Here is a 25239-nt window from a genome sequence, read left to right on the forward strand (position 1 = left end):
TTAGATGGGGGCGGCGTGTCGCCGTGGGCGGCGCAGCAGGCCGGCGGCGGCCGCGATCAGCGCAAGGCCGGCCGGCTCCGGGACCGCCACCAGGTTCGAGACGAACACCCCGGTTGTCCCGTCGGTGAACGTGGCGGTGAACAAGATCTGGCCGCGGTCGTTGAAGTACTGCTGGCTAACGTTGCCGTTGATAGCGCCTAGGCTCCAAATACTTTGGATTACTCGCTCGTCGACGGCTGCCGGATCGGGGTCGACGTCGATCGTACCGCCGGTATGCGCGATGAGCTGCAATTCCCCGTTCAGGTCCTCGGCCCAAATGCCGTGCGGACTGTTGCCAAGTTCTAGGTCGGCGTCCGGGCTGATCCGGAGACGGGCGGTGAACGCGACGCGGCCGCTTCCATTGACTTCGAAGGAACCACCTTCTAGAGCTACCTCAGCGGCAAAGCCAAAGTCGCCGAACACAGCGCCGGTTGGCAGCCCTGGGGCCTGTTGCCCTTCGAGCGCAACCGGGACGAGGTCTTCGTCGACACGCCCCTTCCAAATCCCACTATTGCTGAAAATCTGCTCCGGGCTGGACGTGCGGAGGTCACCCGCGAAGACCACATCGCCGTGGTTGCTGATCAGCGGTTCGAACAGGTAGTCAAACACCAAGCCACCGCCTCCTGGAGCAAGCGCGGATCGTTCAGCGATGGGATGCAGCACCCCTGCCGAGTCCGTTGCCCAGATCGCGAAATCTTCGTACTCGTCTACCGGTGTTGTCGAGAGACGCACCCCGGTGTGAAACGCCACCTGGCCGGCGTCATTAATGACCGCTCTAGAAGGAAACGCTCGAAAGAAGAGATTCATGTCTCCGAACTCAGCCATCGGAAGCGAGTGCGGCGCCGGCGATCCCTCACGCACGACCTGGGTGACATCACCGGCCTGGTTGACTGTCCAGTAGCCAGTGTTGTTCTTGTCGCTGCTTCGAAGCCCACCTCCGGCTACGAACAGACCCTGGTTGTTGAGACTGGGGACGCCCAGGGCGAGCGGTTGGTCGACGTCGAATCCCGGTGCGTTGGAGCCTCTTTCAAAGGCCAATCGCGGTGAGCTTGAAAGGTGTTCGTATAGGTAGATGTTCCTGTCGTTCGCAAATACAACAGTCAAGCCGTTCTGATTAATGGACATATGGTCGCGGTATGTCTCTGTAAAGCGTGCCTGGAGCGTGGCTGAACCGCCCGCGGCGTGGGCGAGTAGCCCCTTAGATCTTTCACGGCCAATCGGCGAGAGGTCGCTTAGGAAATAGAGCGTGCCATCGGACACAAAACGCTGGGGGTCCAAGAGACCATAGACAGAGCCGTCATTGGTTCCGGGGGCCGGTTCGCCAGCCAACGCGACCATCTCGGTGTGTTGCTGGTCGCTCCGCCAGAGTGAGTGCAGCCAGTTGTCGATGCCGCTTCCTTTCATCAGAACAGAGAATGCGACCTGCCCGTCTGCTCCGAGCAGGCGAGCTCCAACGGATCTTGCTTCGTAACCATCAATCGGCTCCAACGCCGACTGCCCCGACACCGCAATGACCTCGAGGTCCGGCGTCAGCGCCTGCGAGCGCGCCGCGGGCAGCAGAATGGCGAGCAGGGCAATCGTCCAGCAGAGCCGGGGCGACCGGCTGGTGCGTATCATCATGAGCCGATTTTCGTTAGATGGGGGCGGCGTGTCGCCGCGGGCGGCGCAGCAGTCCGGCGGCGGTCGCGATCAATGCAAGGCCGGCCGGCTCCGGGACCGCCACCAGGTTCGAGACAAACACGCCAGTTGTGCCGTCGGTAAAGGTGGCGGTGAACAAGATCTGGCCGCGGTCGTTGAAGTAGTTCTGCGAGGTGTTTTCGTAGGTGTCGCCGAGGGTCGACAGGCTTGCGATGACGCGCTGGTCAACGATCTCCGGATCGGGGTTCACGTCGAGCGCGGCGCCTGTGTGGGTGATGAGGGTAAGGGCGCCATTGAGGTCTTCTGCCCAGATCCCGCTCGGCGCCGAGCCGAGGTCGACGCCGGAGTTGTTGTCGAGGAACACATGCAGCGCGACCCGGCCGCTGCCGTTGACCTCGTAGCTCGAAGGCTCGCCGGAGTCGGGGCCGAACCAGCCTAGCTCGGAGAATACCACGCCGGGTGGCAGGCCCGGCGCCTGCTGCCCCTCGAGAGCGACCGCGGCGAGCGGTTCTGAATCGGAGCCCCGCCAGATCCCGCTGCGCATTTCCGGTCCACTCGGCGTCACGTCGGCGGCGAATACGATGTCGTCCTTGCTGCTGAGCGAAGGCCCTAAGAGCCCCGAAAACGCGCCCCCGGCCGTTCCCGGCGCCAGGGAGCCATCCTGGACAAACGCTTCTAGCTCACCCGATTCGTTAGTCGTCCATATCATTTTACTCTTAAAATTATACATGGGAGGGGAGGCGACTATGGCATCGAACTCGACGACACCGCCCCAAAAGGCCACCTTCCCCGCGTCGTTGAAACTAACGTCACCTGTGAAAGGGACGTACCCTCGAGGGATACTATACTCTGGCGCAAAGCCCGGGGCGGAATCGCCCTCTAGGTATACTTTGCTGAGACTTCCGTCCGCATCCGCGATCCAGTAGCCGTACAAATTATGCTGCTCTAGGGTGCCGGCTTCCCTGATGATGCCGCCTCCAACGAAGACTTCACCCTTCTTGTTGATCTGGACCACGCCGAGATAGAGTGGCGTTTCGTAGTCGAGGCCTGGCGCTGGATCTCCCGAAGCGAAAACGAGCTGCGGGGTGTACGACGGGCCTTCGTAGCGATAGAGACTATGTTCGACGGTGGCGGCGATCACGCCGTTCTCGTTCACATCGACGCCGGGCCTGAACTGCCCAGCGAATCGAAGCAGGAGGTTGCTGCCGCTCACTGACCCATGAGAAAGCAAGCCGAAGCTCGGGGTGTTGTTCGTCTCGGCCAGGTCGCTCATGAAGAACAGCGTTCCATCGCTCGCAAATTGACGCGGACTCACGGCTTCAAAGACCGAGCCGTCTGCGGTTCCTGGCGCCGCGTCGCCGACGAGTGCGACGAGCTGCGGGGCCTGAGGGCCGTTCCGCCACAGGGACTCTCGCGACGGCACATCGCCGGGCCCTTCGAGGTCAGCCCCGAAGGCGACTTCCCCATTCGGGCCGACCAGTCGCCCATACACTCTGCCGAACTGGTAATCGACGCCCGCGTCTACCGCCGACTGCCCCGACACCGCAATGACCGCGAGGTCCGGCGTCAGCGCCTGCGAGCGCGCCACGGGCAGCAGAATGGCCAGAGCGGCCGTGAGCGGGAGGCATCCCAGCCAGGAAAACGGTAGCGGCTTCATCAGCTGACCTTCATGGAACAGAGTCGCGGCAGGAGATATCGAGCGGAGCAAAGGCTGAAGAGCGGACGACCCACTGTTTGCGGTAATCGGCGCCGCCCCTGCAGGATAGGCGGTCAGCGGGGGGCAAGCAACTTGTTTCGTCCCGAAAACTAAAATGGTGTCCGACACCTGTTTTTCTTGCGAGACAACTCTTCTTGACCCATTTTCGACTCCGCAATTCACCTGGACCACCTCTCCGGCGCGCCAAGCGTTTGCTCGCCCTGTCTCGCCATTTCTTTGTGGAAACGAGCCAGCGGTTGTGATCCAATCAGGGGTAGTGCTGTAGCTCCAAGAACGCCGACGGGATGGCCCTTTCAGGCCTGCCACCGCGGGTGGCTGCTGCGCGGTGAGTCGCTTGGGATTGGCGAGGGCCCGCCAGGGCGCCAGGCTTGCAGGAGGTAGGGACCGGAGGCCGTCGAACTCTCCGTTGGGGACAAAACCCCACGGCGGACAAAACCCCATGCACCATTTCCCCGCGTCGTCCGCGGAAATAATGCAATAGCAGGCGGAAACGCAGCCCGAGGGCAATCTTGCGGCAGGGGTTTTGTCCCCTCCGCTCGATTTTTCGGACAGAATGAAGGAGGGCACAACGAGCGGCCTGCGGCAGTGAGAGAAGTGGCGAGCGCGGGGGGCTGGGCTGGCATGGCGGAGAGGCAGGCACAGCGGAGGGGCCGATTCTACCTGAGCGCTCAGCGTGCGGGCTGACCCGCGGCCGAGCACCGCGGCTGCTTGCCAGTCAGGTGAATCGCCGCCATCGCCGGCCTAACCGGTCAATCGGGCGGCGCGCCGTCTGCACTAGGTGGTGGCTCCAGCCGGGGGCGGACGTTCCCCGGCGTCGAAACAAGCGACTCAAGGAGCACACGATGACATTCAAATTCGGTTGGAAGCCCACGCTAGCGACGCTCGCCCTGGCGGGGCTGATCCCGTTGGCCGGCTGCGAGGCGCCCGAGGCCGACGAGCCCGATGTGGGGCAGGCCGAGGATGTTGGCCCGTCCGGTCATGCGGTGGCCGAGCACCGGATGCCCAACGCCGAGCTGAACCACACCGCCGCGGGTCACGCGATGGCCGACGAGGTCGCGATGCCGAGCTTCGCCGTGGTGCGGCTCGAGAACTTCAACGACAGCGGCGTCACCGGGACGCTCGAGCTGAAGGGCGAGGGCAAGGGCTTCATGGTCAGCGGTCAGATCTCGGGTTTGGAGCCTGGCATGCACGGGTTCCACATCCACGAGTACGGCGACCTGCGCTCCGACGACGGCAAGTCGGCCGGCGGCCACTTCAACCCTGATGGCCACGACCACGCGGGCCCCGACGCCGAGCAGCACCACGCCGGCGACCTCGGCAACATCGAGGCCGACGGCTCGGGCGTGGCCAATGTCGACGTGAAGGTTGACGGCGTGCCGCTGCACTTTGTGCTCGGCCGCTCGATTGTCGTGCACGCCGGCGAGGACGATCTCAAGAGCCAACCCTCCGGCGACGCCGGCGCCCGGGTGGCGGTTGGCGTGATCGGCATCGGCAACGAGTCGCCGTAGACGGACTGCGTAAAAGAACGAACCGGGCCGGGGGAACGCTCCCCCGGCCCGGTTGATTATCGAACGGAGAGAAGGCCCGCGACGCTAACCGTTGAGGGCGTTGCGGAGCAGGGCGAGGCTCTTCGGGATGGCGGTCTTGTAGCTCTCTTCGCCCTCGAACTCGAGCGAGACGAAGCCGCGGTAGTCGTGCTGGCGGAGCATCGCGGCGATGCGGTCGTAGTCGAGGTCGAGCGAGTACCACAGCCCGCCGCCGTAGTAGGTCTTGGCCTGCACGAACACCGTCTTGGGCGCCATTAGTTCCAGCTTGTCGTACGGGTCTTCGAGGAAGTTGCCCGTGTCGAGGGTGCACTGCAGCCAGGGGGAGTCAATCGCGTCAACAATCTTGAGGACGCCCTCGGGGGTGCGGCTGAGACCCCAGTGGTTCTCGAGGCCGAGCGTGACGCCGCACTTCTCGGCGGCGGGCAGGCACTTCTCGAACGAATCAATCACCCACGCGAAGGCGTCGTCGTCGGAGTAGCCGGGCAGGCTGGGCTCGATGCCGCGGTTGGCCATCAGGTCGTCGAAGCTTCCGCTGGTGCCCCAGCGGCCGGTGTTGACCCGCATTGTGGGGATGCCGAGCTGGTAGGCGAGCTCGATGGTGTGGATGGTGTGGTCGATGTTCTTCTGCCGCACCGCCGCGTCGGGAGAAACGAAGCCCTGGTGGGTGCTCAGCCCACACAGGGACAAACCGTTAATGAACGCCTGCTGCTTGAGCCGCTGCAGGTAGCCGGGGTCCTCGCTCTCCATCTGGATGTGCAGGATCTCGACCGAGTCGAAACCCATCCGGGCGGCCTCGTCGATGCACTGCTGGATGGAGAGCTTCGAGTCGTCCTTGAACCGCCAGAACGAGTAGGTCGAGACCGCGATCGGGTTGCCCCGGCGGCCGCCAGAATCTTGAGGCTTGGAGGAAGCCTGAGGTTCGGCGGCGGCCAGAGCGGCGGGGGCGAGGGCGGCGCAGGCGGCGGTCCTCGCGAAGTTGCGACGGTTGAGTGTCATTGGGAAGGTCCGGGAGAGGGCGTCATGGTCGAGAGTCGTGCGGTTGACTGACCTCAGTGTACGGCAATCAACCGGCGAACTCAAAAACCGCGGCCTACTCTTTGACGAACTGGCCGAAGCCGGTGTTGATCTCGCGGACGCGGTCGCTGCCCCGCCACAGCACCTGGGCGGGCGTCTCGCCCTCGTCGTCGGCGTCGTGGATGACGAGGTTCCCCTGCACGCTCTCCCAGGTCTTGCCCTGGATTTCCTTGAACAACCGAACCGGGATGGAGAACTCAACCACGTAGCCGTCGTCGGTCAGCGAGGCGGCCGCATCGACGCCGTTGTACGGCCGCAGGTGGTTCAGGCGGTGCGCGTCGACCCGGGTCTCACCGCCGGCGGTCGGGGCGTAGGCGCTGATCGACAAGCCGGTGCGCATGTAGCTGGGGTCCTGGACCCGCGCGGCCAGTCCGCGGGGGTCGATCAGCAGCTCGACCCGGTCGCCGGCGGCCAGCACGCGGTCGTCCTTCACCTGAACGGCGACGTACACCCGGTCGCCGACGTGCCGGGCGAAGAACTTAGCGGAGGCGTCGTTCGGGCCCTGCCACGCGAGCGGCGCCTCGAGCACCAAGGGCTTGTCGGCGGTCTGCTCGGAGGTCTCCGGCCACGCTTCGACTTGGCCGTCGATGGCGGGGAGCTCGGCCAAGCCGGGTAGCTCGAAGCGGCGGTCGATCACCACCGGCGAGGTCCGCTCGGTCAGCAGCGGGTTGTCGCCGCTGGACCGCACGGTTGCGGTCAGCGTGGTCCGCGACAGCGAGGAGAAGTCGACCTGCTCGGCGAACCGGATGCGGATCCGCTGCTCGACCGCGTCGTTGGGGGCGACCTCGAGGTCGATCGTGAGCGGGTCGACCGTCAGGCCACGGAGCGGCAGGCCGTCGATCTCGCCCTTCACAGTGATTGGCTCGTTGAATTCATTGGCGACCTTCAGCACCACTTCGCCCTCGGAGAACCCATCGCCCTGCGACTCAATCAAGATCGGATCGATCGCCACCGTGGTCCTCTCCAGGAACCGGTTGAAGCGATTGATTCCCTTCTCGTTCACCACCCCGGGCTCAAGGATGCCGTCGAGCCGCAGGTTGACCAGGTGCGGCCCGTCCGGCTCCATGGTGAGCCACATGACGTGATCGAACTCGCCGTACTCGTTGCCCCGCAGCATCGACCCACCGCCGGTCGTGGCGAGCGAGTAGTACTTCTGCTCGTTGCGCTGGTACTCGACGTAGTGGTGAACGTGGCCGGCGAAGATGGTGTGCGGCCGGTCGACCAGCAGCTGCTCCGCCTGCTTCCAGTTGGTGCTGTCCGGGTTGCCGGCCCGCAGGTCCCGCTCGGCGTAGATCCACAGCGGCTTGTGCAGGAACACCAGCGTCCACTTAGCGTCGCGGTGCTCCTCAAGATCCTTGCTCAGCCAGGCGATTTGCTCGTCGCCGATCTTGTCGACCGGGTCCTCGCTCGAGAGGCAGACAAAGTGGACCCGCTGGTAGTCGAACGAGTACCACTCGGCGCCGAAGTGCTTGCGCCACAGCTCGTGCATCATCGGGTTAGTGAGGTCGTGGTTGCCGGCGACGAAGAAGAACTTCATCTGCATCTGGTCGATGAAGCCGAGGAACTCGTCCCACTCGCCCTCGACCTGCTCGCGGTTCTGCGAGTAGCCCTCGATCAGGTCGCCGACCGACATTACGAACTGGGGCCGCAGCATGTTGAGCTTGTTGACCGCGTCCATCCAGATGCCGGGCCGGTGCCCGCCGGTGCGGTCGGTCATGATCGCGATCTGGAACCGCTCGGGGTCATCGAGCACCGGTTTGTCGGACCACGGCGTCGGACCGGACAGCTCCGGCAGGGCCATTGCCTTGGGGAGCCGCGGCTGCGCCTCGGACGACGGTTCGTCGTGCTGGTGGTCGGGGCCTGGGTGCGCGGACAAAATGGGGCAGACGGCGATCAGGAGCAGCCAGAGCAGGATTGCGGTGCGGGGCATGACGTGCCTGTGGAGAGGGCCTGGAGGAAAGACCCTGCAGGAAAGGGCCAGTTGGGGGAAGTCGATGCGGGCAGGGGACCTCAAGATAACGGAGTGTGTGGGGCGCTGCGCAAAGATTTGGAGAAATGCGCGACGCGTGCGCATGAGGGCGAAGCGTTGTGCGCAATGCCGCGAATCGAGGCCGCGTCCACGCTAGTCGCGACGCGGTGCGCCGGGCACGCGGCCCTGCGCAGCGCCGGCGAACTGTTCGATCCGATCGACCAGCTGGTCGAGCTGCTTCCAGCGTTGGGCGAACCGTGTCGCGGCTTCCTTGGCGAACGCCGGCCGCCTCCAAACGCCCGCCAGCGCAGCGCCGAGCTTGCCCGCCGCAGACGGCTGCCGGGTGAGGCTCCGCCACTCTGCGCCGGCGGACCCGGCCGTGTCGACCGCCGCGAACATCGCGAGCGGCAGGTCGAACTCGGCGCACACGGCGGCGATTGCGGCGGGCCAATCGGCTCGCGCGTCGGCCTGGTTGGTTTGAGTCTGCGGGTGAGCGACCACCCACACCTGGTCGGCGGTGTCGGTGGGAAGGCGGTAGCAGATGCGGTCGCGATCGACAGCGGCGGCGAAGCGCACCGGGCCGGCCGCAGGCTGGCCTTCTTCGTTGGGCGTCACGAGGCCGGCAGCGATCAGGACCGCCGGCCGGTGAGCCGCTCGCAGCGACCGCACCACCTGGCCCCAGTCGGAAGCCGGACTCTTTGGCGTCGCCACCGCGACAACGACCCCGCGGAGGTCGCCAACCACCACCGACAGCGATCCGCTGTCGACCCGTCGCCGGGTGGTAAGGCGGTCGGCCACGCGGTCCGCGATCGCCGCGCTCTCGGCGACAATAGCGACCGTGACGCGGTCGGGGCCGAGTGGTTCCGCCGGTTGGGCCATGGCAGTAACAGAGCCGGCGTGCTATTGGTCGGTGGAGTTCGATGGGAGCCACAGGGTGAACCGGGCGCCGCGGCCAGGGCCGCTGTCGACGTCGATCCGGCCGCCGTGCTCGGTGATGATCCGCCAGCACTTCGAGAGCCCGAAGCCGAGCCCGCGTCCCGCTTCACGGCCGCTGTAGAACGGGTCGAACATGTGCTCCCGCACCGCCGGCGGGACGCCGGGCCCGTTGTCCGAGACCTCCACTATCACCCACAGGTCATCGATCCGCCGCGCCGCGGCGGCCACCTCGCCGCCGGCGTCCAACGCCTCGATGCTGTTGGTCAGCAGGGCCGCGACCGCGACCTCCAGCTGCACCGGGTCGGCGACCGCATCGACCTCGGTGTCCGGGTCCGTCTGCTCCACCAAAATCCCGCGCTCCTCGGCCAGCGGGCGGACCTCCTCGACCACGCGCGAGAGCAGCCCGACCAGGTCGAGCGGCTCCTTATGCATCCGCGGCGGGCGGGCGAAGAGCATCAAGTCCGAGATCATCTCGTGGGCCCGCATCGCCTGACGGTGGATCGCGGTCAGCATCCGCCGGTTCGACTCGTCCCGCTCGGTGCGGAGCATGGTCTGCGCGCGGGCGGCGATGTTGGCCAGCGGGTTGTTGATCTCGTGGCTGGCGCCGTAGGCGAGCTCCTTCATCGCGTCGAGCTTGGCGTGCTCGACGGCGCGGCGGAACTCGTCGTTGTCGAATGCCGCGTGTGGGGACGGCGCTACCGCCGGCGCGTCACGACGCTGTTGTTCTGCTTCGTCCACGCGCAGCATCCGGCTGTGTGCGTCCCGAACGCCCCGGGGCTCCGCCGCAACGTCGAGGGCGGGGAAGGGGGACGACAGGTCGCTTGGTCACGACTCGAGCGGGGTGCATCGGATACAACGCCGCCTCGAGACTGCTTTGCTCGCAAGCCACACGCCACACGGCTGACGGCTCGCGAGTCTGGGTTAGCTCGAAGCGGCGGTCTCGACGTCCAGCAGCTGGCAGACCCGGGTGGTCAGCGCGTCGACATCGAACGGCTTCTTCATGAAGTCGTTGGCGCCGGCGTCACGCAGCTTCTGGATCTTGTCCTCCTCGACCATGCCCGAGATGCAGATGATCCGCACGTCGTCCATGCTCTTGTCGCCGCGTACGAGTTGGCAGACTTCAAGGCCGTTGATGTCCGGCAGCATGATGTCGAGCACCACCAAGTCGGGGCGGAACTCCTTGATCTGCATGCCGGCTCCGAAGCCGTTGTTCACGCTGCGGACGTCAAACCGCCCGTCGCGCTGGAAATGGTCGACCAGCAGGTCCACCAGGTCCTCGTCGTCGTCAACGATCAGCAGCTTGCGTTTGCCGCTGTCGAGGGCGTCGGTAGGGATCCCGTTGTCCCGCATGAAGGTGTATAGCTGATCCCGGGGGATCCGGCGAAAACGGCTGCCGGGCACGCGGAAGCCCTTGAGCTGCCCCGAGTCGAAGCAACGGATAATTGTCTGCTGACTCACCTTGCAGATCTTGGCGGCTTCGCCCGTTGTAAAGACGGTTTTCATTCGCTTAACCACTCCTCTCCCTAGTGAATGGTGTGACAGTCCGTGCCTCGCCGCCGCCGGAGACGACCTTGGCGCGCCGGAGTCGACCTTGTCGTGGTCGAGCGGGCTGACAATCAGGTTGTTGGCGGTCGGGCGGTGCGACGACCGTAAGGTCACGCGCCACCCCGATCTGGAGCGGTACACGCCCCAATACCCTAAAGGGACCAAACCCCGAAAGGGAAACTCATGGGCTTAATGCCCTTGACCTACGGAATTCTACGAGGCTTTGCAAACGGCATGATCAACCATGCCTTCCCCGGTTGCCTGAATTGCCAGAGGTGAGCGAATTATAACGGGCTAGGGGAGTCAGTCAATATCGATGTCGTTGACGTAAGTCTTTCTCATTATTGGCTTTGTGATTGCCGGAAAACGCCACTGACGATTTAGCCCGGCGGTGGGGCCGCGGCGATCGTCTGGCTGGACACCCCGCTGCGACGCTGCCGAAAGCAACTAACCTACCGTGTCTGCGAGGGTTTCCTACTCGCCTCTAGGTGCGCCATCAGCAGCGTGATGTCCGTGGGCGTGATGCCGCGGATGCGGCTCGCCTGGTCGATGTTCGTGGGGCGGATGGACGTGAGCTTCTCGCGCGCCTCGGCGCGCAGCTGCGTTAGCCGGCTGTAGTCGTAGCCATCGGGGATGCGCTTGCCTGCCAGCCGGCGTTGCCGGTCGACCTCGGTCCTCTGCCGGCTGATGTAGCCCGCGTACTTGGTGTCGAACAACGCCTGTTCGGCCGCTTCGGGGCCGGCGTTGGCTAGGACGGGCGAGCGCTCGACGATCTCGTCCCAGCCGATCTCTGGTCGCTTGAGCAGCTGCTCGAGCGAAACCCCTTCGCTGCGTGAGTCGGCCAGCAGCTTCGCTATCCGATCAACCTCATCCATCTTGACACGCAGGCGGTCGACGCGCTGGGCGTCGACTAGGCCGACCTGATGGCCCAGCGGAGTAAGCCGGCGGTCGGCGTTGTCCTGGCGGAGCAGCAGCCGGTACTCGGCGCGGCTGGTGAACATCCGGTACGGCTCGTCCACTCCGCGGGTCACGAGGTCGTCGATCAGCACGCCGATGTACGCCTGGTCGCGCGGCAGGACCAGCGGCTCGCGGTCGGCGACCGCCAGCGCGGCGTTGGCGCCGGCGATCAGGCCCTGGGCGCCGGCCTCCTCGTAGCCGGTGGTGCCGTTGATCTGCCCGGCGAAGTACAGCCCGGCGACCCGCTTGGTCTCGAGCGTCGGCTTGAGCTGCTCGGGCGGGGCGTAGTCGTACTCTACGGCGTAGCCGTACCGCATGATCTGGGCCTGCTCGCAGCCCGGGATCAGTCGGAACATCGCGTCCTGCACGTCGCGTGGCAGGCTGGTGCTGACGCCGTTGACGTAGACCTCTTGCGTGTGGCGGCCCTCGGGCTCGAGGAACAGCTGGTGCTGCGTCTTCTCTGCGAACCGCACGATCTTATCTTCGATTGACGGGCAGTACCGCGGGCCGGTGCTGTCGATCTGCCCGCTGTACATCGGCGCACGGTGCAGGTTGGCCCGGATCAGCTCGTGCACCGGCTCGTTGGTGTAGGTGATGTGGCAGGGGAGCTGCGGCTCTGGCAGGCGGTCGGTCAGGAAGGAGAAGCCACGCGGCGGGTCGTCGCCGGGCTGCAGCTCGCACCGGGAGTATTCGATCGTGCGGCCGTTGATGCGCGGCGGGGTGCCGGTCTTGAACCGCTCGAGCTGGAAGCCGAGGCGGCGGAGCGCGCCGCTGATGCCGGCGGTGGTCCCTTCGCCCGCCCGGCCGCCGGCGGTCTGGGCCTCGCCGGTGTGCATGATCGCCTGCAGGAAGGTGCCGGTCGTCAGGATGACGGTCGGCGCCAGGTATTGCGCGTTGCCCTTGACCAGCACGCCGGCGATTGTGCCGGGCGTGCCGCGGTCTGAAGCAGTCTCACCAGCGGGCCGCGGTCCCTGCGGCGTGGCGACCAGTAGGTCCTCGACGACCTCTTGCCGCAGGCAGAGGTTCGGCTGCTCCTCGACGACACGCTTGACCTCTGCCTGGTACGCCTTCTTGTCGGCTTGGGCGCGGGGGCTGTGCATCGCCGGGCCCTTGCGGAGGTTGAGCATCCGGAACTGGATGCCCGCGGCGTCGATTGCGCGGCCCATGGCGCCGCCGAGGGCGTCGATCTCGCGGACGATCTGGCCCTTGCCCACGCCGCCAATCGCCGGGTTGCAGCTCATCTGGCCAACCGTGTCGAGGTTGGTGGTGAGCAGCGCCGTGCGGGCGCCGATCCGCGCGGCGGCCAGCGCGGCCTCGGTCCCCGCGTGGCCGGCGCCGATGACTAGCACGTCGTAGTGGTATTGGGATGTCGTTTTCACGGAGAATCGGGTGGCGTTTAGCCCGCCGGGGCAATCGGTGCTAGAATGAACGGACCCACTATCTTACCCCGCTGGTCCCCAGCCGCCATGTCCATCGTCTCCAACATACTCGACATCCCCGACGTCCGGGCGCTCTGCCACCGCATGACGGTCGAGCAGTACCGCCGAGCGGCAGAGGAGGGTCTGATCGAGGAGAAGACCGAACTGATCCGCGGAGTGGTGCTAGACAAGATGAGCAAATCTCCTTTGCATGGCTGGCTGCTGCAGTTCCTCGCCAAGTGGTTGCACGGCGCGATCGAATCGGGGTGGACGGTACGGTTGGACCAGCCGTTGACGCTGAAAGACTCAGAGCCTGAGCCGGACGTTTCGGTTGTCGTCGGTAGCGATGATGACTACCGCACCCAGCACCCCTCGACGGCTTCGTTGGTTATCGAGATCGCGATCTCGTCGGAGAAGCTCGATCGCGAGAATGCGGCAATCTACGCCGAGGCCGACGTAGATGAGTACTGGATCGTTCTTGCCGAGCAACAGTGTGTCGAGGTTTGTCGTCGTCCTATCGCGGGCAGGTACCAGGATGTTACGCTGCTCAAATCTGGGGAGAGCCTGAAGCCCCTAGCGTTTCCCTCTTTGGAGATGCCGGTCATGCAGCTTTTTCCTTCCAAGACCAAATAGCGCCGATGCCACGCTGCCCCTGGGCCGAAGTCTCGGACCTCGACCGCCTCTACCACGACCAGGAGTGGGGCGTGCCGATCCGTGGCGACGACCACTTGGCGTTCGAGATGCTCACCCTCGAGGGCGCCCAGGCGGGGCTGAGCTGGAGCACCGTGCTCGCCAAACGCGAGGGCTACCGCCGCTGCTTCGCCGGCTTCGACCCGGCCAAGGTCGCCCGCTTCACCGACAAGCGGGTGGAGAAGCTGCTGGCCGACCCGGCCATCATCCGCCACCGCGGCAAGATCGAGTCGACGGTGGGCAACGCCCGGGCGGTGCTCGACCTGCAGGACGCCGAGGGCTCGCTGTGTGACTACCTGTGGTCGTTCGTCGACGGCCGGCCGATCCAGAACCGGCTGAAGTCCATCGCCGAGGCGCCCGAACACACGCCGATTTCCACCGCGATGAGCAAGGAGCTCAAACGCCGCGGCTTCCGCTTCCTCGGCCCGACCACCTGCTACGCGTTCATGCAGGCAGCCGGCATGGTGAACGATCACCTGGTGAGCTGCCCGCGGCACAAGGTCGTGAAGGGGCTGAGCTAGACGGGACTTTCTACGCTCACACCTGTCGGCGTTTTCGCCGGTGGGGCGGTCGTAGCGACTGGAGTTGCTGCCGCACGTGTTCGAGCGCCCTCGCGAAGTCGTCGTTCTTCGGATCGGCTTGAGCCGCCTTCCGCAGCGCACGCTCGGCGGCGTCCCAGTTCTCGGCGCCCATGGCGACCTGGGCACGGTGCCACCACCTGGCGGCCCTAGATGCCGAGGCGATCGCCGCGGCGCCTTCTTCTGAAAACCAAACAAGCGATCCGCAGTGCGGACAAGTGGCGTCGCCCGGCGGCCGGGACGCCTCGATGCGCAGTTCTTTCCCGCACACGCCGCAGGTGTTGTCGTCGCCTTCTGGGGTGCGAGATGAGGGCTGCATACGCGCTGCCTGCTGAGGGAGATTGGCAATCCACCGGCTGCCGTATTCTACTCCTGTGCTTGGCCGCAATTCCACTGAAATGCCGCGACTCTAGCGAGAGCTACCGCTTGTACTCGACCCCCGCGAACCAGCCGTGCATCAGCAGGTCGCTGCTGGTTGGGTCGGCGCCGATGAAGGCCTCGTCGCCCATTTCGACGCCGGTCAGGTACAGCACCTGGTAGCCGAGTCGGGCGGTTGTGCAGCGGTTCACCTGGTAGACGCCGCCGAGCAGCGCCTCGCCGACGAACGCGACCCGCATGCGGTCCGAGCTGTAGCCGGTGCGGGAAGAGTTGCTCGAGAACTGCGACTCGTCCACCAAGGTCGACGGGTCGTCGAGGGCCAGGCGGCTGCGGGTTTCAGTGTAGCCGGAGTCTCGCTTGATGTAGTTGAAGTAGGCGCCGCCGTTCACGAAGCCCTCCACGTGGAACCGGTCGCCCAGCGTGAAGAAGTCCGCCCGCATGCCGGTCTGCAGGCCGATCAGGTGGTTGTCGACCGCCACGCCGCGGAGGACGTCGGTGATGTCGAGCGCCGGGTCGCCGATCACGCCGTCCGCCGCGTTCGGCGGGATCTGAGGCGGCTGCGCGGTGTTGTCTAGGTAGTCACTCACCCGCTCGGACAGCAGGATGAACCGCCCGCCGCCGAACAGCTTAATCGCGCCGTCGTTGACCGTTTGGGCGTTCAGCTCGACCGAGTTCAGCGACGACCGGTAGCTCAGCGACTTCTGCGACTCGAAGCCCGGCGCCGCGGGCAGCGGGCCGGGGAACGGCACGTTCGGGTCGAACGCGTTCGCCTGCCAGTTGAACACGCCCAGGTAGCCTACCTGCAGCTCGTAGCCCCTGCACTGCGGCCAGTAGCTCGAGACCATCAGCCGGGCTCCGATGCCCTCCCGCATGTTCTCGCTAACGGTCCCGGCGGCCGCCGGGTCGATCGCGATGCCGCCGGCCGTGGCGCCGGTCGCCAGCGTGTTGAGGTCGATGTTGTCGCGGAACAGGAACACGCCGTCGAACTTGCTGGTCCACCGCGGACCGACCTTGAAGGTGTCGCAGTGGCCGGGCCCGGTGCGGTAGGGCGACCCCCCCGCTCCCCAGCCCCAGTCGCACGCCCCGACGCTCGGGTCGCCGTGGGCGGCGGCCATCTGGGCGGCGAAGTCGCCGCCCGGGTACGACGTGCTGCCGGACCCCGAGGGCGAGCTGAGGCTGTACTGCACCATGCCCGCCTGGTCGGCGGACGCTTGTTCGGTGGGCGCCGCCGCCAGCAGCATGAATCCAACGGCGGCGATCCTGGCGAGTCGTCGAGGCATATCCCGATCCCTGGGCTTGCGAGCGGGCCGGTCCCTGGCCGCGCAGATGTTCGTACTCTGCGGGATTAATCGGTCGTACGCGTCACGCGATGGCAGACAAACCCGCGTCTGTGGGACAGAGCCCGTGACCGTTGCAGTTTAACGCCCCCGCACCAGCGGCGCTAGCAGCGCCAGCAGCGCGTCGATCTGCTCGTCGGCCCCGACGCTCACCCGCAGGCCGTCGCCCCAGTGGTCGTAGCGCATGTACCGCACCAGCACGCCCTGCGACTTGAGGTCGAGGTACAGCTCCTCGTGGGACAGCGTCGGGTGGACGGCCCACACGAAGTTGGCCTGCGAGTCGGTGACCGCGAAGCCGAGCTCGCCGAGCGCCGCCGCCAGCCGGCCGCGGGTCGCCCGCACCTTGGCCACGTTTTCCACGAGCCACGCCTGGTCGTCGATGGCGGCCGTCGCGCCGGCGATCGCAAGCGCGTCACAGTTGTAGCTGTCCTTGACCTTTGCCATCTGCTCGATGATCGCGGGTTGAGCGACCACGTAGCCGAACCGCAGGCCGGCCAGCGCGTAGCTCTTGGAAAGCGTGCGGCTGACCATCACCCGCTCGTTGGTCCGCACCAGGTCCAGGCAGTTAGAGTCGGCGAAGTCGACGTAGGCCTCGTCGACCAGCAGCGGGCAGGGGAGGGCGTCGGCGATGGCGGCCACCTCGCCCGGCTGCAGCACCGTGCCGGACGGGCTGTTGGGGTTGGCCAGGTAGGCCAGCTTCAGCCGCTCGGCCGGCGCGACAAACTCGTAGCCGAGCGTCCAGTCCCGCTCGTACCGCACGACGTCCTGCACGGCGCCCTGGATCTCGGCCAGGGTCTTGTACAGCACGTAGCTCGGCGTGGCGTAGCGGACGGCGTCGTTCTCGCCGACGAAGGTCCGCGTGGCGATGGTCAGGATGTCGTCGCTGCCGTTGCCGCACAGGATCCAGTCGGGGTCGACCCCCAGCACATCGCCGGCGCGCATCCGGAACGCCGTGCCCGACGCGTCGGGGTACTTCTGCAGCCCGGCCTGCGCGGCGCGGGTGATCGCCTCGGTAACCTTGGGCGAGGCCGGGTACGGGTTCTCGTTGGTGTTGAGCTTGATGACCTTGGTCCCCTTGGGCTGCTCGCCTGGGGTGTAGCCGGTCATCGCTTGAATGTCGGGTCGGGCGTAGTTCATGGTCTTGGGGGGACGCGACTTTTGTCCCCTATTCGCACATCGATTTATAGGGACAAAAGTCGGGCTCGTTCTGGCGGGCCGACTTTTGTCCCTTCTTGTTTGCTAAGGGGGGACAAAACTCTCCGGCCTAAGGGTTCGCTCTCGCGTCACTTCTCGACGCGTTCAGAGCGACTCTGTCCAACCATTTGACCGCGCTTGCCGGTTGCTTTCTACAACGAAGTGGGTCGGTTTGGAAACTATTCTTGGGGCGCGTTCCAGGGGAAACGCTGCGCCCGCTAGCCGATGGACTACATCCATCGGGTGCCCCGGGGTTGGGTCTTCCATGAGGGCAACCTCAACACCGGGATCGTCCGACGGATGTAATCCGTCGGCTGCCGACGATTGGCCCACGCCGGTTAATGCCGCTAGCCCAGCCGCCGGGTGACCGTCGCCGCGTGGGCGGTCAGGCCTTCCTTCTCGGCGATGCGGACGATGTCCTCGGCGTTCTGTTTCAGGTCCTGTTCGCTCCACGAAATCACGCTGTTGGAACGCAGGAAGTCGTTGCTCGACAAGCCGCTGGCGAACCGCGCGGTCGAGCCGGTCGGCAGCACGTGCGACGGGCCGGCGGCGTAGTCGCCCACCGGCACGGGGCTGTGCGGGCCGAGGAACACCGCGCCGGCGCAGCGGATCTTGGCGAGCAACTCCTCGGGCTCGGCGCACGCGATGTGCAGGTGCTCGGTCGCCAGCAGGTCGGCGATCTGGGCGGCGTGGTCGCGGTCGTTGACAATGATAAAGGCTCCGAACTCCTCGAGCGACTGCCGCGCGAGGTCGCCCCGCTCCAGCTCCTCGAGCTGCTGCCGCACCGCCACGTTTACCTCGGCCACGAGCGGCTCGTGCCAGGTGATGAGCACCGCCGAGCCGGGGGCGTGCTCGGCCTGCGCGATCAGGTCGGCCGCGGCGTGCTCCGGCGGGGTGTTCTCGTCGGCGATCACGATCACTTCGCTCGGCCCGGCGATCGAGTCGATGTCGACCTCGCCGTAGACGTGCTTCTTGGCGAGCGCGACGAACAGGTTGCCCGGGCCAACAATCATGTCGACCTGCGGCAGTCTGTCGCCCAGCCCGTAGGCCATCGCCGCCACGGCCTGCGCGCCGCCGGCGCGGTACACCTCGGTGACGCCGATCTCGTGGCAGGTCGCCAGCAGGTCCTGGTTGTAGCTGCCGAACTTGGTGGGCGGCGCAACCACCGCCAGCTCCTGCACGCCGGCGGCCTGCGCCGGCACGGCGGTCATCAGCACGGTGGACGGGTAGGCCGCCGCACCGCCCGGCACACAGATGCCGACCCGCGCGAGCGGCAGGTAGCGTTGCCGCAGGAAGCCGCCGCCGGGCGTAGGGATCTCGACGTCCGAGTGCAGGATGGCGGTCTGGAACCGCAGGATGTTCTCGCGGATCCGCTGCACGGTCGCCAGGAATTCCGGGTCGGCCGCCGCGTGCGCCGCTTTGAGTTCTTCGGCCGGGACGCGGAGCTGATCGGCGGTGAGCTCGGCGCCGTCCAGCTTGGCGGAGTACTCGAGCACCGCGTCGACCCCCTGCTCGCGGACCTCGCGGCAGATCCGCTCGACCACCTGCACCGGCGTTAGCGGCTCGCCGAAGACTTCGATCGTCTTGCGGCGGCCGGCCTCGCTCACTACGTTGCCCTCGGGGGCCAGGCGCTGGCGGAGTTCATCGATCGCGGCGGCGGCGCCGGGCTGGCGGGCATCGATACGGAGCATGCTGGAACGGTGCGGGGATGGGAGACTGCGGGGCGGAGTTGATAGATTAGTTAAGCGTACCGGCCAATTGACCGTTGTTCTAGCCGTGCCGAAGGGCGGTCCCACCCCTTGCGAGGTGGGCTGCTCCCCAAGCTGGCACTCGAAACCCCGCGCGTACCGCCCCCGAAATGATCGACCTCCGCAGCGATACTGTCACCCGCCCGACGCCGGGCATGCTCAAGGCGATGGCCGACGCCGAGGTGGGCGACGACGTCTTCGGCGAGGACCCCACGGTCCTCCGCCTGCAGGCCCGGGTGGCCGAGCTGCTCGGCATGGAGGACGCCCTGTTTGTGCCGTCGGGCACGATGGGCAACCAGATCGGCATCCGCCTGCACTGCCGCGGCGGCGACGAGTTCCTGTGCGAGCAGAACGCGCACGTCTTCCAATACGAGCAGGCGGCGTTCGCCCAGCTGTTTGGCATCTGTGCGCAGATCGTGCCGACCCCCGACGGGCTGCTGACGCCCGAGCTGCTGGAGGACCGCGTCCGCCCCGACAACGACCACGCGCCGCGGACCCGTCTGGTCTGCCTAGAGAACACCCACAACCGCAAGGGGGGCCGCACCCTGCCGCAGGCCGGCGTCGAGCGGGTGTGCGAGTGGGCCCAGCAGCAGGGCCTCGCCCGGCACCTCGACGGCGCGCGGTTCTGGAACGCGTGCGTCGCGGCGGGCAACTCGCCGGCCGAGCTGGTCGCGCCGTTCGACACGGTGAGCGTCTGCTTCAGCAAGGGGCTCGGGGCGCCGGTCGGCAGCGCGATCTGCGGGCCGAAGGAATTGATCCGCGAGGCGCGGCGGGTCCGCAAGGCGCTCGGCGGCGGCTGGCGGCAGGCGGGCGTGCTGGCCGCGGCCGCGCTGTACGCGCTCGACCACCACTACGACCGCCTGGCCGACGACCACGCGCACGCGCAGCTGCTGGCCGCCGCCGTGCGGGAGTCGCCCGGCCTGTCGCTGGTCGACGGCAGCTGCGACACCAACCTGGTGATCCTCGAGGTCGACCCGGTTCACGCCAGCGGCGCCGACTTCCACCGGCGGCTCACGGAGGCCGGCGTTGGCTGCTTCCAGATCGGCAAGCAGCGGATCCGGCTGGTGACCCACCTTGATCTCACGGCCGAGCAGGTAGCCGAGGCCGCGGAGATCATCGGTCAATTAGCGGGTTAGCTTCGAGCCTCTCCGCGCCGGTTTGCCTGATGGCAGCCCAACTCGCCAGAGGTGGGACGGCGCACCGGTTCGGTCCCACCCCTGGCGGGGTGGGCTGCACGGTGCTTGGGCTGCTCTAGCTCGCGGCCTGACGAGCGTTTTGGCGGCCCAGGAGCCACCGCAGGGTGAGGGTGCTCACGATGCCGACCACGCACGCACCGCCCAAGAACCAGTACAGCAGGTGGAACCCGGTCGCCTCGCCGGGCCAGCGGTCGAGCAGCCAGCCGCCGAGCTTCGGCATAAAAATCTCTGGCGTGAAGCCGAGCAGCGACACCACGCCGACCGCCGTGCCGGTCATGTCGGCGGGGATGTGCGACTCCTCGAGCAGTGCGAAGTAGACGCCCCGCAGCGCGAAGAACCCCAGGCAGCCGGTCAGCACCGCGGTCCACAGCATCCAGGCGTGGGCGGCCGATGGCGCGGCGAACACCAACGCTATGTACGACCCGCCTGCCAAAGCGAAGCACGCGATCAGCACCCGCGACGAGCTGAACCGGTCGGCCAGCAGGCCGGCGCCGACCGCGGCGAACGCGCGGCTGAACGCGGCGTACTTGACCAGGTTGGCGGCGTCGACGTCGGTCCAGCCCCACACGTCGGCGGCAAACTGAGAGTAGTAGTCGATGCCCTTGAATGCGCTGTAGGCGGCGACGATGATCAGCGACTGCAGCCACACGGCCGGCATCCGCACGACCGCCAGCACCTTGGCGAACGCCTCGCGGCGGCTGGACCGCTCGCCCGTCTCCTCGACCGGCTCGGGAACGAACAGCCAGGTGAACACCGCCGCGGCGACGCACGCCCCAACGTAGACGTACACCGTGCTGCGGATCGCGGCGGTCTTCTCGGCGAGCGTGGCGGTCTGTTCAGCGACCGGCATGAGCAGTTCGAACAACGCCACCGCCATCAGCGACAGCAAGAACGCCAGCAGCCCGCGGCCGCCGTCGAGGATTCCAAAGGCCATGCCCTGCTCGTCGTCGCCGCCCCATTGGCGCGTCGCTTTGATGAGCGCGGCCCAGAACGGCAGGATGGTCGAGAACCCCCAGAAGGCATAGAGCCAGTTCATCGTGGCGATCGAAGGGCTGAAGAGCAACGCCAGGCCGCCAGCGCCGGTCATCAGCAGCGAGGTCGGCAGCAGCACCCGCACCGGGAACCGGTCGGCCAGCACGCCCCCCAGCGGGTAGGCAATGGTCGCGACCACGCCGTAGATCGCCAGCATGTCGCCCAGCTCGGTCTGGGTAAGGGCGAAGACCTCGACAAACGAGGGCCGGAAGTAACGGATGATGTGGAACGGCAGCGTGAAGATCGCCTCGCCGGCGACAATCAGGCTGAGCATCGTCAGCACGCGGCGCACGCTCCACGGGTCGTGGTGCGGCTGGCGGTGCGGCCGCGCGTCGGGCGCATCTGGCGGAGAGGACTGGGGCACAGCCCACGATTGTAGCAGGCATCTGCCGCCGACGCGCACGCCAATCTGACGCGGTTACTGCTCGCTGAGGTACCCGTCTTTCAGCCGCACGTAGTTGCCGGGCGAGTACTTCAGGTGCTCGCGCTCGGCGTCGGTCAGTGGCCGCAGCACGCGGGCCGGATTGCCGACGTAGACGCTCCCGCTCTCGAGCCGCTTGCCGGGCGGCACCAGGCAGCCGGCGCCGATCATCACGTCGTCCTCGACGACGGCGCCGTCGTTGACGATCGCGCCGATGCCGACCAGCACCCGGTCGCCAACCGTGCAGCCGTGCAGCACCGCGCGGTGCCCGATCACGACATCCTCGCCGATGGTCAGGGGGAAGCCGCCCGGGTTGAACCGGCTGTCGTGCGTCGTGTGCAGCACGACGCCGTCTTGCACGTTGCTGCGGGCGCCGAGGGTGATCGCCATCAGGTCGCCGCGGACAATCGCCCCCGGCCACACCGAGCAGTCGTCGCCCAGCGTGACGTCGCCGATGACGGTCGCCTGGGAATCGATGTAGACCCGCGCGCCGAGCTGCGGGGTGAAGCCGTGGTGGGGGCGGAGGTGCTGCGGCATGGAAACGTTTGGCGGTGTCAGAATGTATCCACCGCTCTCCGAGCGGTGAACTTGAAGGGTTGCAGCGGTGGCAGGCCGGCTAGTTTTTCCGGTTCGGAGAACCGGGGATACATTAAGCCAACCCCGCCAGCTTGGCCGCGCGGGCGACGCGCTCGATGCCGATCATGAACGCGGCGGTGCGGAGGCTGACGTTCAGCTCGGAGTGCTTGTCCCACACCTCCTCGAACGCCGCAATAAGCAGGCGGTCGAGCTCGCCGCGGACGCGGTCGAGGCTCCACTTGTAGTGCTGGCGATTCTGGACCCACTCGAAGTAGCTCACCGTGACGCCGCCGGCGTTGGCGAGCACGTCGGGCAGCACCGCGACGCCCTTCTCATGGAGGATCTCGTCGGCCTCGGGGGTGACCGGGCCGTTGGCGGCCTCGACAACCAGCGGGGCGTGGATGCTGGCGGCGTTGGCCGAGGTGATGACGCCGCCCACGGCGGCCGGGATCAGCACGTCGACCTTGAGCTCGAGCAGCGCCTCGCCGCCGATCTCCTCGGCCTCGCTGAAGCCGCGCAGCAGGCCGTTGTTCTTCCGCGCGTAGCGGACCGCCTCCATGACGTTGATGCCCTCCTTGTTGTAGAGGGCGACCGTGTGGTCGCTGATCGCGACGATCTTGGCGTCGGCCTCGGCGAGGAACTTGGCCGCGTGCGAGCCGACGTTGCCGAAGCCCTGGATCGCGACCGTGCTCTTGCCCACCTTGTGGCCCAACCGGCCGAGCGTCTTGACGGTCAGCATGCCGACGCCGCGGCCGGTCGCCTCCTCGCGGCCGGGGATGCCGTAGTGCTCTACCGGCTTGCCGGTCACCACGCCCGGGTTGAAGCCGTTGTACTTGGCGTACTGGTTCATGATCCACGCCATCTCTTCGTGCCCGGTGCCCATGTCCGGCGCGGGGATGTCGACGTCGGGACCAATGACCATGTGGATAGCGTCGACAAACTTGCGGGTGATGCGTTCCTTTTCGCGGTGGCTGATTTCGCGCGAATTGACCGTTACGCCCCCCTTGGCCCCGCCGTAGGGGAGGTTGGCGATGGCGGTCTTCCAGGTCATTAGCGAGGCCAGGCCGCGGACCTCGTCGAGGTTGACCTCGTGGTGGTAGCGGAGGCCGCCCTTCATCGGGCCCCGAGCGCTGTTGTGCTGCACACGGTAGCCGATGAGGGTCTCGAGCCGGCCGTCGTCCATCTCCACGGGGATCTGCACGGTCACCTCACGCTCGGGCGTGACGAGCAGCTTGCGGAGGGGGGCGTCCATCTCGAGCTGGTCGGCGGCGAGGTGGAAGTAGTGCTGAACCGCTTCAAAAGCTTTCATGGCGTGCGTCCCGGTGAGCGAGCAAGAGCAGGGCGGCGCCTCCAGCGGCCGCGCCTGCATCCACTGTATAGGCCCCCACTGTAGGATAGCCCACCGGGGCCCGCAATCGCGGTCCGTGGCAACCGATGCGGGGGCGCCATAGACTACAGGGAATGACCGCCCCGCTGCCCGACAAGCCGACCGTCCGCGCGACGAAGCCCCGCAAGAACCGCCAGCGGAACCAGCTGCTGGTGACGCTCGGCGTGCTGCTGGCGATGGCGGTGGGGCTGGCCGCGGCGTTCCTGATGAGCGGCCCCGCGCCGCCCCAGGCGGCCGGCGTTCGGACTCCCGCGGAGAACCCCCAGCCCGAACGCCAATCCGAACCCGCCGAGTTGGAAGAAGTCGTTTCCGACGCCGGGCCTGAGCTGATCGACGACGACCACCGCACGCTGTGGGAGTCGCCGACCGCGGGCGAGCCGATCTCGCTGGCGTACCTCCCGCCCGGCTGCGAGCTGATCCTCCACCTGCGTCCGGCGGCGCTGCTGGCCAAGCCCGAGGGCGAACGGGCCCTGCGGGCGCTCGGGCCGCAGGGGCTTGCGGTGCTGAAAGAGCTGATGCGGGCCGCGGGCGTGAAGCTCCGCGCGATCGACGAGCTGGTCATCGGCTTGCGGCCAGGGCAGGGGGGGGCGCAGGGCGGACTAGAGGCGACGCTGGTTATCACCCCGACCGAGCCGCTAGCCGGCGCGCCCGGCGCCTGGGAACCGCCGCCCCCCTACGCCAACCTCCGCACCGCCCAGCACGAGGGCGCCGCGTACCGCGTCGGCGCGCCGTGGTGCTGCTGGGTCCCGGATCAGGAAGCGGGCCGCGTTTACGTTGTCGCGCCGCGGGCGGCGCTTCACGAGGCAATCGACGCCGGCGGCGCCGCGCCGCCGCTGCGGCGCGAGCTCGAGCTGCTCGCCGACCAGACCGACCGCGACCGGCACACGACGCTGCTCGCCGCTCCTAGCTTCCTGTTCACCGACGGCCGCTCGCTGTTCACCGGCGTCACCGAGTCGCTGCAGTCGCCCGTGTTCGATTTCCTGCCCGACGCGCTCCGCGCGGCGTCGCTCAGCGTGCACTGGGCCGACGACTTCTATCTTGAGGCCCGCGGCGCCTCGACCGCGGAGGTGACCGCCACCCGGCTCGCCTCGCAGCTGAAGAGTCGCGTAACGAACTGGCCGAACGACCTGCAGCTCGCCGTGCTCGACCTCAACCCTGCGCCGCACGGCCGCCGGCTGGTCGCGCAGCTGCCGGCCATGCTGCGGCTGCTCGGCGCGTACGCCCGCACCGGTGTCGAGGACGACGCGGCGGTGCTCAACGCGTACCTGCCGCTGCCGGCGGGGGAGAACCTGCTGGCGGCGTCCGAATTAATGCTTGCGCAGCTCTCGGCGGGCGCCCGCGGAGCCGCCGCCACAACCGCTACAGCCGCGCCGCGGGAAGTTTCAATCGAGCAGAAACTGGGTCAGCCGGCGAGCGTTAGTTTTTCGCGAGATACGCTTGAGATGGCCGTCCGCTACCTGGCGGACGAGATCGACGCGCCGGTGGTCATCCTCGGCAGTGATCTACAATTAGAGGGCATCACCAAGAACCAGTCGTTCTCGATGGACGCCACCGGTCAGCCCGCCGCCGACGTGCTGCTCGACATCCTCCTCAAAGCGAATCCCGACCGCACCGCCGCCGGCCCCGGCGACCCAAAACAGAAACTCGTCTACGTCGTCAAGCCCGACGACGCCGGGCGGCCAACCATTTACATCACGACCCGCTCCTCGGCCGAGAAGCGGGGCGACCGACTGCCCGATGTGTTTGCTGCTACTGGTAGTCCTTAGCATCGTGAACTGGGCGACCAACAACCTGTGCAGGAAGAATTCATGCGTGCGTTAGCGTGGTCCGTTGAAAACGGGGACACAGGCACGACGACTCTT

General features: G+C 67.0%; 20 protein-coding genes. 5 read left to right on the plus strand and 15 right to left on the minus strand.

Annotated features, from left to right (window positions below; all coding sequences use genetic code 11):
- Both Pla123a_RS08585 and Pla123a_RS08590 read right to left on the minus strand, forming a co-directional pair.
- A complete protein-coding gene (locus Pla123a_RS08585) occupies positions 1-1659 on the minus strand; it encodes a DUF7453 family protein (RefSeq protein WP_146585869.1) in 1659 nt (552 codons plus the stop codon).
- A 13-nt stretch (positions 1660-1672) separates the two neighbouring features.
- A complete protein-coding gene (locus Pla123a_RS08590; protein WP_146585871.1) occupies positions 1673-3502 on the minus strand; it encodes a DUF7453 family protein in 1830 nt (609 codons plus the stop codon).
- A gap of 734 nt (positions 3503-4236) precedes the next feature.
- On the opposite strand from Pla123a_RS08590, the gene Pla123a_RS08595 reads away from it, so the two are divergent.
- The gene (locus tag Pla123a_RS08595) at positions 4237-4902 is read left to right on the plus strand and encodes a superoxide dismutase family protein (RefSeq protein ID WP_231956361.1); all 666 of its coding nucleotides are present in this window, start codon (positions 4237-4239) and stop codon (positions 4900-4902) included.
- Between the two features lie 84 nt (positions 4903-4986).
- On the opposite strand, the gene Pla123a_RS08600 is transcribed toward Pla123a_RS08595, so the two are convergent.
- The 6 genes from Pla123a_RS08600 to mnmG form a co-directional block, all read right to left on the minus strand.
- On the minus strand, positions 4987-5937 hold the full coding sequence (locus tag Pla123a_RS08600) for a sugar phosphate isomerase/epimerase family protein (protein WP_146585873.1): 951 nt from the start codon (positions 5935-5937) through the stop codon (positions 4987-4989).
- Positions 5938-6031: 94 nt separating this feature from the next.
- Entirely contained in the window at positions 6032-7945 is a 1914-nt protein-coding gene (locus tag Pla123a_RS08605; protein ID WP_197527802.1) for a metallophosphoesterase, read from the minus strand.
- 192 nt (positions 7946-8137) lie between these two features.
- Positions 8138-8863, minus strand: a complete 726-nt coding sequence (locus tag Pla123a_RS08610) for a hypothetical protein (RefSeq protein ID WP_146585878.1) — start codon at positions 8861-8863, stop codon at positions 8138-8140.
- A 21-nt stretch (positions 8864-8884) separates the two neighbouring features.
- A complete protein-coding gene (locus Pla123a_RS08615) occupies positions 8885-9658 on the minus strand; it encodes a sensor histidine kinase (protein WP_197527803.1) in 774 nt (257 codons plus the stop codon).
- A gap of 183 nt (positions 9659-9841) precedes the next feature.
- Positions 9842-10423, minus strand: a complete 582-nt coding sequence (locus Pla123a_RS08620; protein WP_146585882.1) for a response regulator — start codon at positions 10421-10423, stop codon at positions 9842-9844.
- Positions 10424-10917: 494 nt separating this feature from the next.
- Entirely contained in the window at positions 10918-12801 is a 1884-nt protein-coding gene (gene mnmG, locus Pla123a_RS08625) for a tRNA uridine-5-carboxymethylaminomethyl(34) synthesis enzyme MnmG (RefSeq protein ID WP_146585883.1), read from the minus strand.
- A gap of 87 nt (positions 12802-12888) precedes the next feature.
- Here mnmG and Pla123a_RS08630 point away from each other — a divergent pair, with 87 nt between their 5' ends.
- Both Pla123a_RS08630 and Pla123a_RS08635 read left to right on the plus strand, forming a co-directional pair.
- Positions 12889-13473 carry a Uma2 family endonuclease gene (locus Pla123a_RS08630; protein WP_197527804.1) on the plus strand — a complete coding sequence of 195 codons (585 nt, stop codon included), beginning with the start codon at positions 12889-12891 and terminating at the stop codon, positions 13471-13473.
- Positions 13474-13478: 5 nt separating this feature from the next.
- Positions 13479-14051 carry a DNA-3-methyladenine glycosylase I gene (locus Pla123a_RS08635; RefSeq protein WP_146585887.1) on the plus strand — a complete coding sequence of 191 codons (573 nt, stop codon included), beginning with the start codon at positions 13479-13481 and terminating at the stop codon, positions 14049-14051.
- A gap of 16 nt (positions 14052-14067) precedes the next feature.
- Here the strand turns inward: Pla123a_RS08635 and Pla123a_RS08640 are convergent, their stop codons facing one another.
- From Pla123a_RS08640 to hisD, 4 genes are all read right to left on the minus strand, one after another.
- The gene (locus Pla123a_RS08640) at positions 14068-14427 is read right to left on the minus strand and encodes a hypothetical protein (RefSeq protein ID WP_146585890.1); all 360 of its coding nucleotides are present in this window, start codon (positions 14425-14427) and stop codon (positions 14068-14070) included.
- A gap of 100 nt (positions 14428-14527) precedes the next feature.
- Complete coding sequence (locus Pla123a_RS08645; RefSeq protein ID WP_146585892.1) at positions 14528-15766, minus strand: hypothetical protein; 1239 nt, start codon at positions 15764-15766, stop codon at positions 14528-14530.
- 138 nt (positions 15767-15904) lie between these two features.
- Entirely contained in the window at positions 15905-16960 is a 1056-nt protein-coding gene (gene hisC, locus Pla123a_RS08650) for a histidinol-phosphate transaminase (RefSeq protein ID WP_146585894.1), read from the minus strand.
- A 404-nt stretch (positions 16961-17364) separates the two neighbouring features.
- A complete protein-coding gene (hisD, locus tag Pla123a_RS08655) occupies positions 17365-18708 on the minus strand; it encodes a histidinol dehydrogenase (RefSeq protein WP_146585896.1) in 1344 nt (447 codons plus the stop codon).
- Between the two features lie 167 nt (positions 18709-18875).
- On the opposite strand from hisD, the gene Pla123a_RS08660 reads away from it, so the two are divergent.
- Positions 18876-19901, plus strand: coding sequence for a threonine aldolase family protein (locus Pla123a_RS08660; RefSeq protein WP_146585898.1), 1026 nt, complete (start codon positions 18876-18878; stop codon positions 19899-19901).
- Between the two features lie 115 nt (positions 19902-20016).
- Here Pla123a_RS08660 and Pla123a_RS08665 read toward each other — a convergent pair whose 3' ends face one another.
- The 3 genes from Pla123a_RS08665 to Pla123a_RS08675 all read right to left on the minus strand — a co-directional run bounded on the left by Pla123a_RS08665 (position 20017) and on the right by Pla123a_RS08675 (position 23299).
- Entirely contained in the window at positions 20017-21357 is a 1341-nt protein-coding gene (locus Pla123a_RS08665) for an MFS transporter (RefSeq protein ID WP_146585909.1), read from the minus strand.
- A 54-nt stretch (positions 21358-21411) separates the two neighbouring features.
- Positions 21412-21951 carry a gamma carbonic anhydrase family protein gene (locus tag Pla123a_RS08670; RefSeq protein WP_146585911.1) on the minus strand — a complete coding sequence of 180 codons (540 nt, stop codon included), beginning with the start codon at positions 21949-21951 and terminating at the stop codon, positions 21412-21414.
- 112 nt (positions 21952-22063) lie between these two features.
- Positions 22064-23299, minus strand: coding sequence for a Glu/Leu/Phe/Val family dehydrogenase (locus Pla123a_RS08675; protein WP_146585913.1), 1236 nt, complete (start codon positions 23297-23299; stop codon positions 22064-22066).
- Between the two features lie 152 nt (positions 23300-23451).
- On the opposite strand from Pla123a_RS08675, the gene Pla123a_RS08680 reads away from it, so the two are divergent.
- Positions 23452-25143, plus strand: coding sequence for a hypothetical protein (locus Pla123a_RS08680; RefSeq protein ID WP_146585915.1), 1692 nt, complete (start codon positions 23452-23454; stop codon positions 25141-25143).
- The last annotated feature ends 96 nt before the right edge of the window (positions 25144-25239 follow it).

The organism is Posidoniimonas polymericola (genome assembly GCF_007859935.1).
Classification (GTDB): Bacteria; Planctomycetota; Planctomycetia; order Pirellulales; family Lacipirellulaceae; genus Posidoniimonas; species Posidoniimonas polymericola.

Bases quoted from the DNA above. Each gene is read 5' to 3' on its own strand.
- Pla123a_RS08600 (WP_146585873.1), bottom strand. From the start codon at position 5,937: ATGACACTCAACCGTCGCAACTTCGCGAGGACCGCCGCCTGCGCCGCC.
- Pla123a_RS08610 (WP_146585878.1), bottom strand. From the start codon at position 8,863: ATGGCCCAACCGGCGGAACCACTCGGCCCCGACCGCGTCACGGTCGCT.
- hisC (WP_146585894.1), bottom strand. From the start codon at position 16,960: ATGAACTACGCCCGACCCGACATTCAAGCGATGACCGGCTACACCCCA.
- Pla123a_RS08630 (WP_197527804.1), top strand. From the start codon at position 12,889: ATGTCCATCGTCTCCAACATACTCGACATCCCCGACGTCCGGGCGCTC.
- Pla123a_RS08645 (WP_146585892.1), bottom strand. From the start codon at position 15,766: ATGCCTCGACGACTCGCCAGGATCGCCGCCGTTGGATTCATGCTGCTG.
- hisD (WP_146585896.1), bottom strand. From the start codon at position 18,708: ATGCTCCGTATCGATGCCCGCCAGCCCGGCGCCGCCGCCGCGATCGAT.
- Pla123a_RS08670 (WP_146585911.1), bottom strand. From the start codon at position 21,951: ATGCCGCAGCACCTCCGCCCCCACCACGGCTTCACCCCGCAGCTCGGC.
- Pla123a_RS08595 (WP_231956361.1), top strand. From the start codon at position 4,237: ATGACATTCAAATTCGGTTGGAAGCCCACGCTAGCGACGCTCGCCCTG.
- Pla123a_RS08585 (WP_146585869.1), bottom strand. From the start codon at position 1,659: ATGATGATACGCACCAGCCGGTCGCCCCGGCTCTGCTGGACGATTGCC.
- Pla123a_RS08620 (WP_146585882.1), bottom strand. From the start codon at position 10,423: ATGAAAACCGTCTTTACAACGGGCGAAGCCGCCAAGATCTGCAAGGTG.
- Pla123a_RS08660 (WP_146585898.1), top strand. From the start codon at position 18,876: ATGATCGACCTCCGCAGCGATACTGTCACCCGCCCGACGCCGGGCATG.
- Pla123a_RS08635 (WP_146585887.1), top strand. From the start codon at position 13,479: ATGCCACGCTGCCCCTGGGCCGAAGTCTCGGACCTCGACCGCCTCTAC.
- Pla123a_RS08605 (WP_197527802.1), bottom strand. From the start codon at position 7,945: ATGCCCCGCACCGCAATCCTGCTCTGGCTGCTCCTGATCGCCGTCTGC.
- Pla123a_RS08680 (WP_146585915.1), top strand. From the start codon at position 23,452: ATGACCGCCCCGCTGCCCGACAAGCCGACCGTCCGCGCGACGAAGCCC.
- Pla123a_RS08640 (WP_146585890.1), bottom strand. From the start codon at position 14,427: ATGCAGCCCTCATCTCGCACCCCAGAAGGCGACGACAACACCTGCGGC.
- Pla123a_RS08675 (WP_146585913.1), bottom strand. From the start codon at position 23,299: ATGAAAGCTTTTGAAGCGGTTCAGCACTACTTCCACCTCGCCGCCGAC.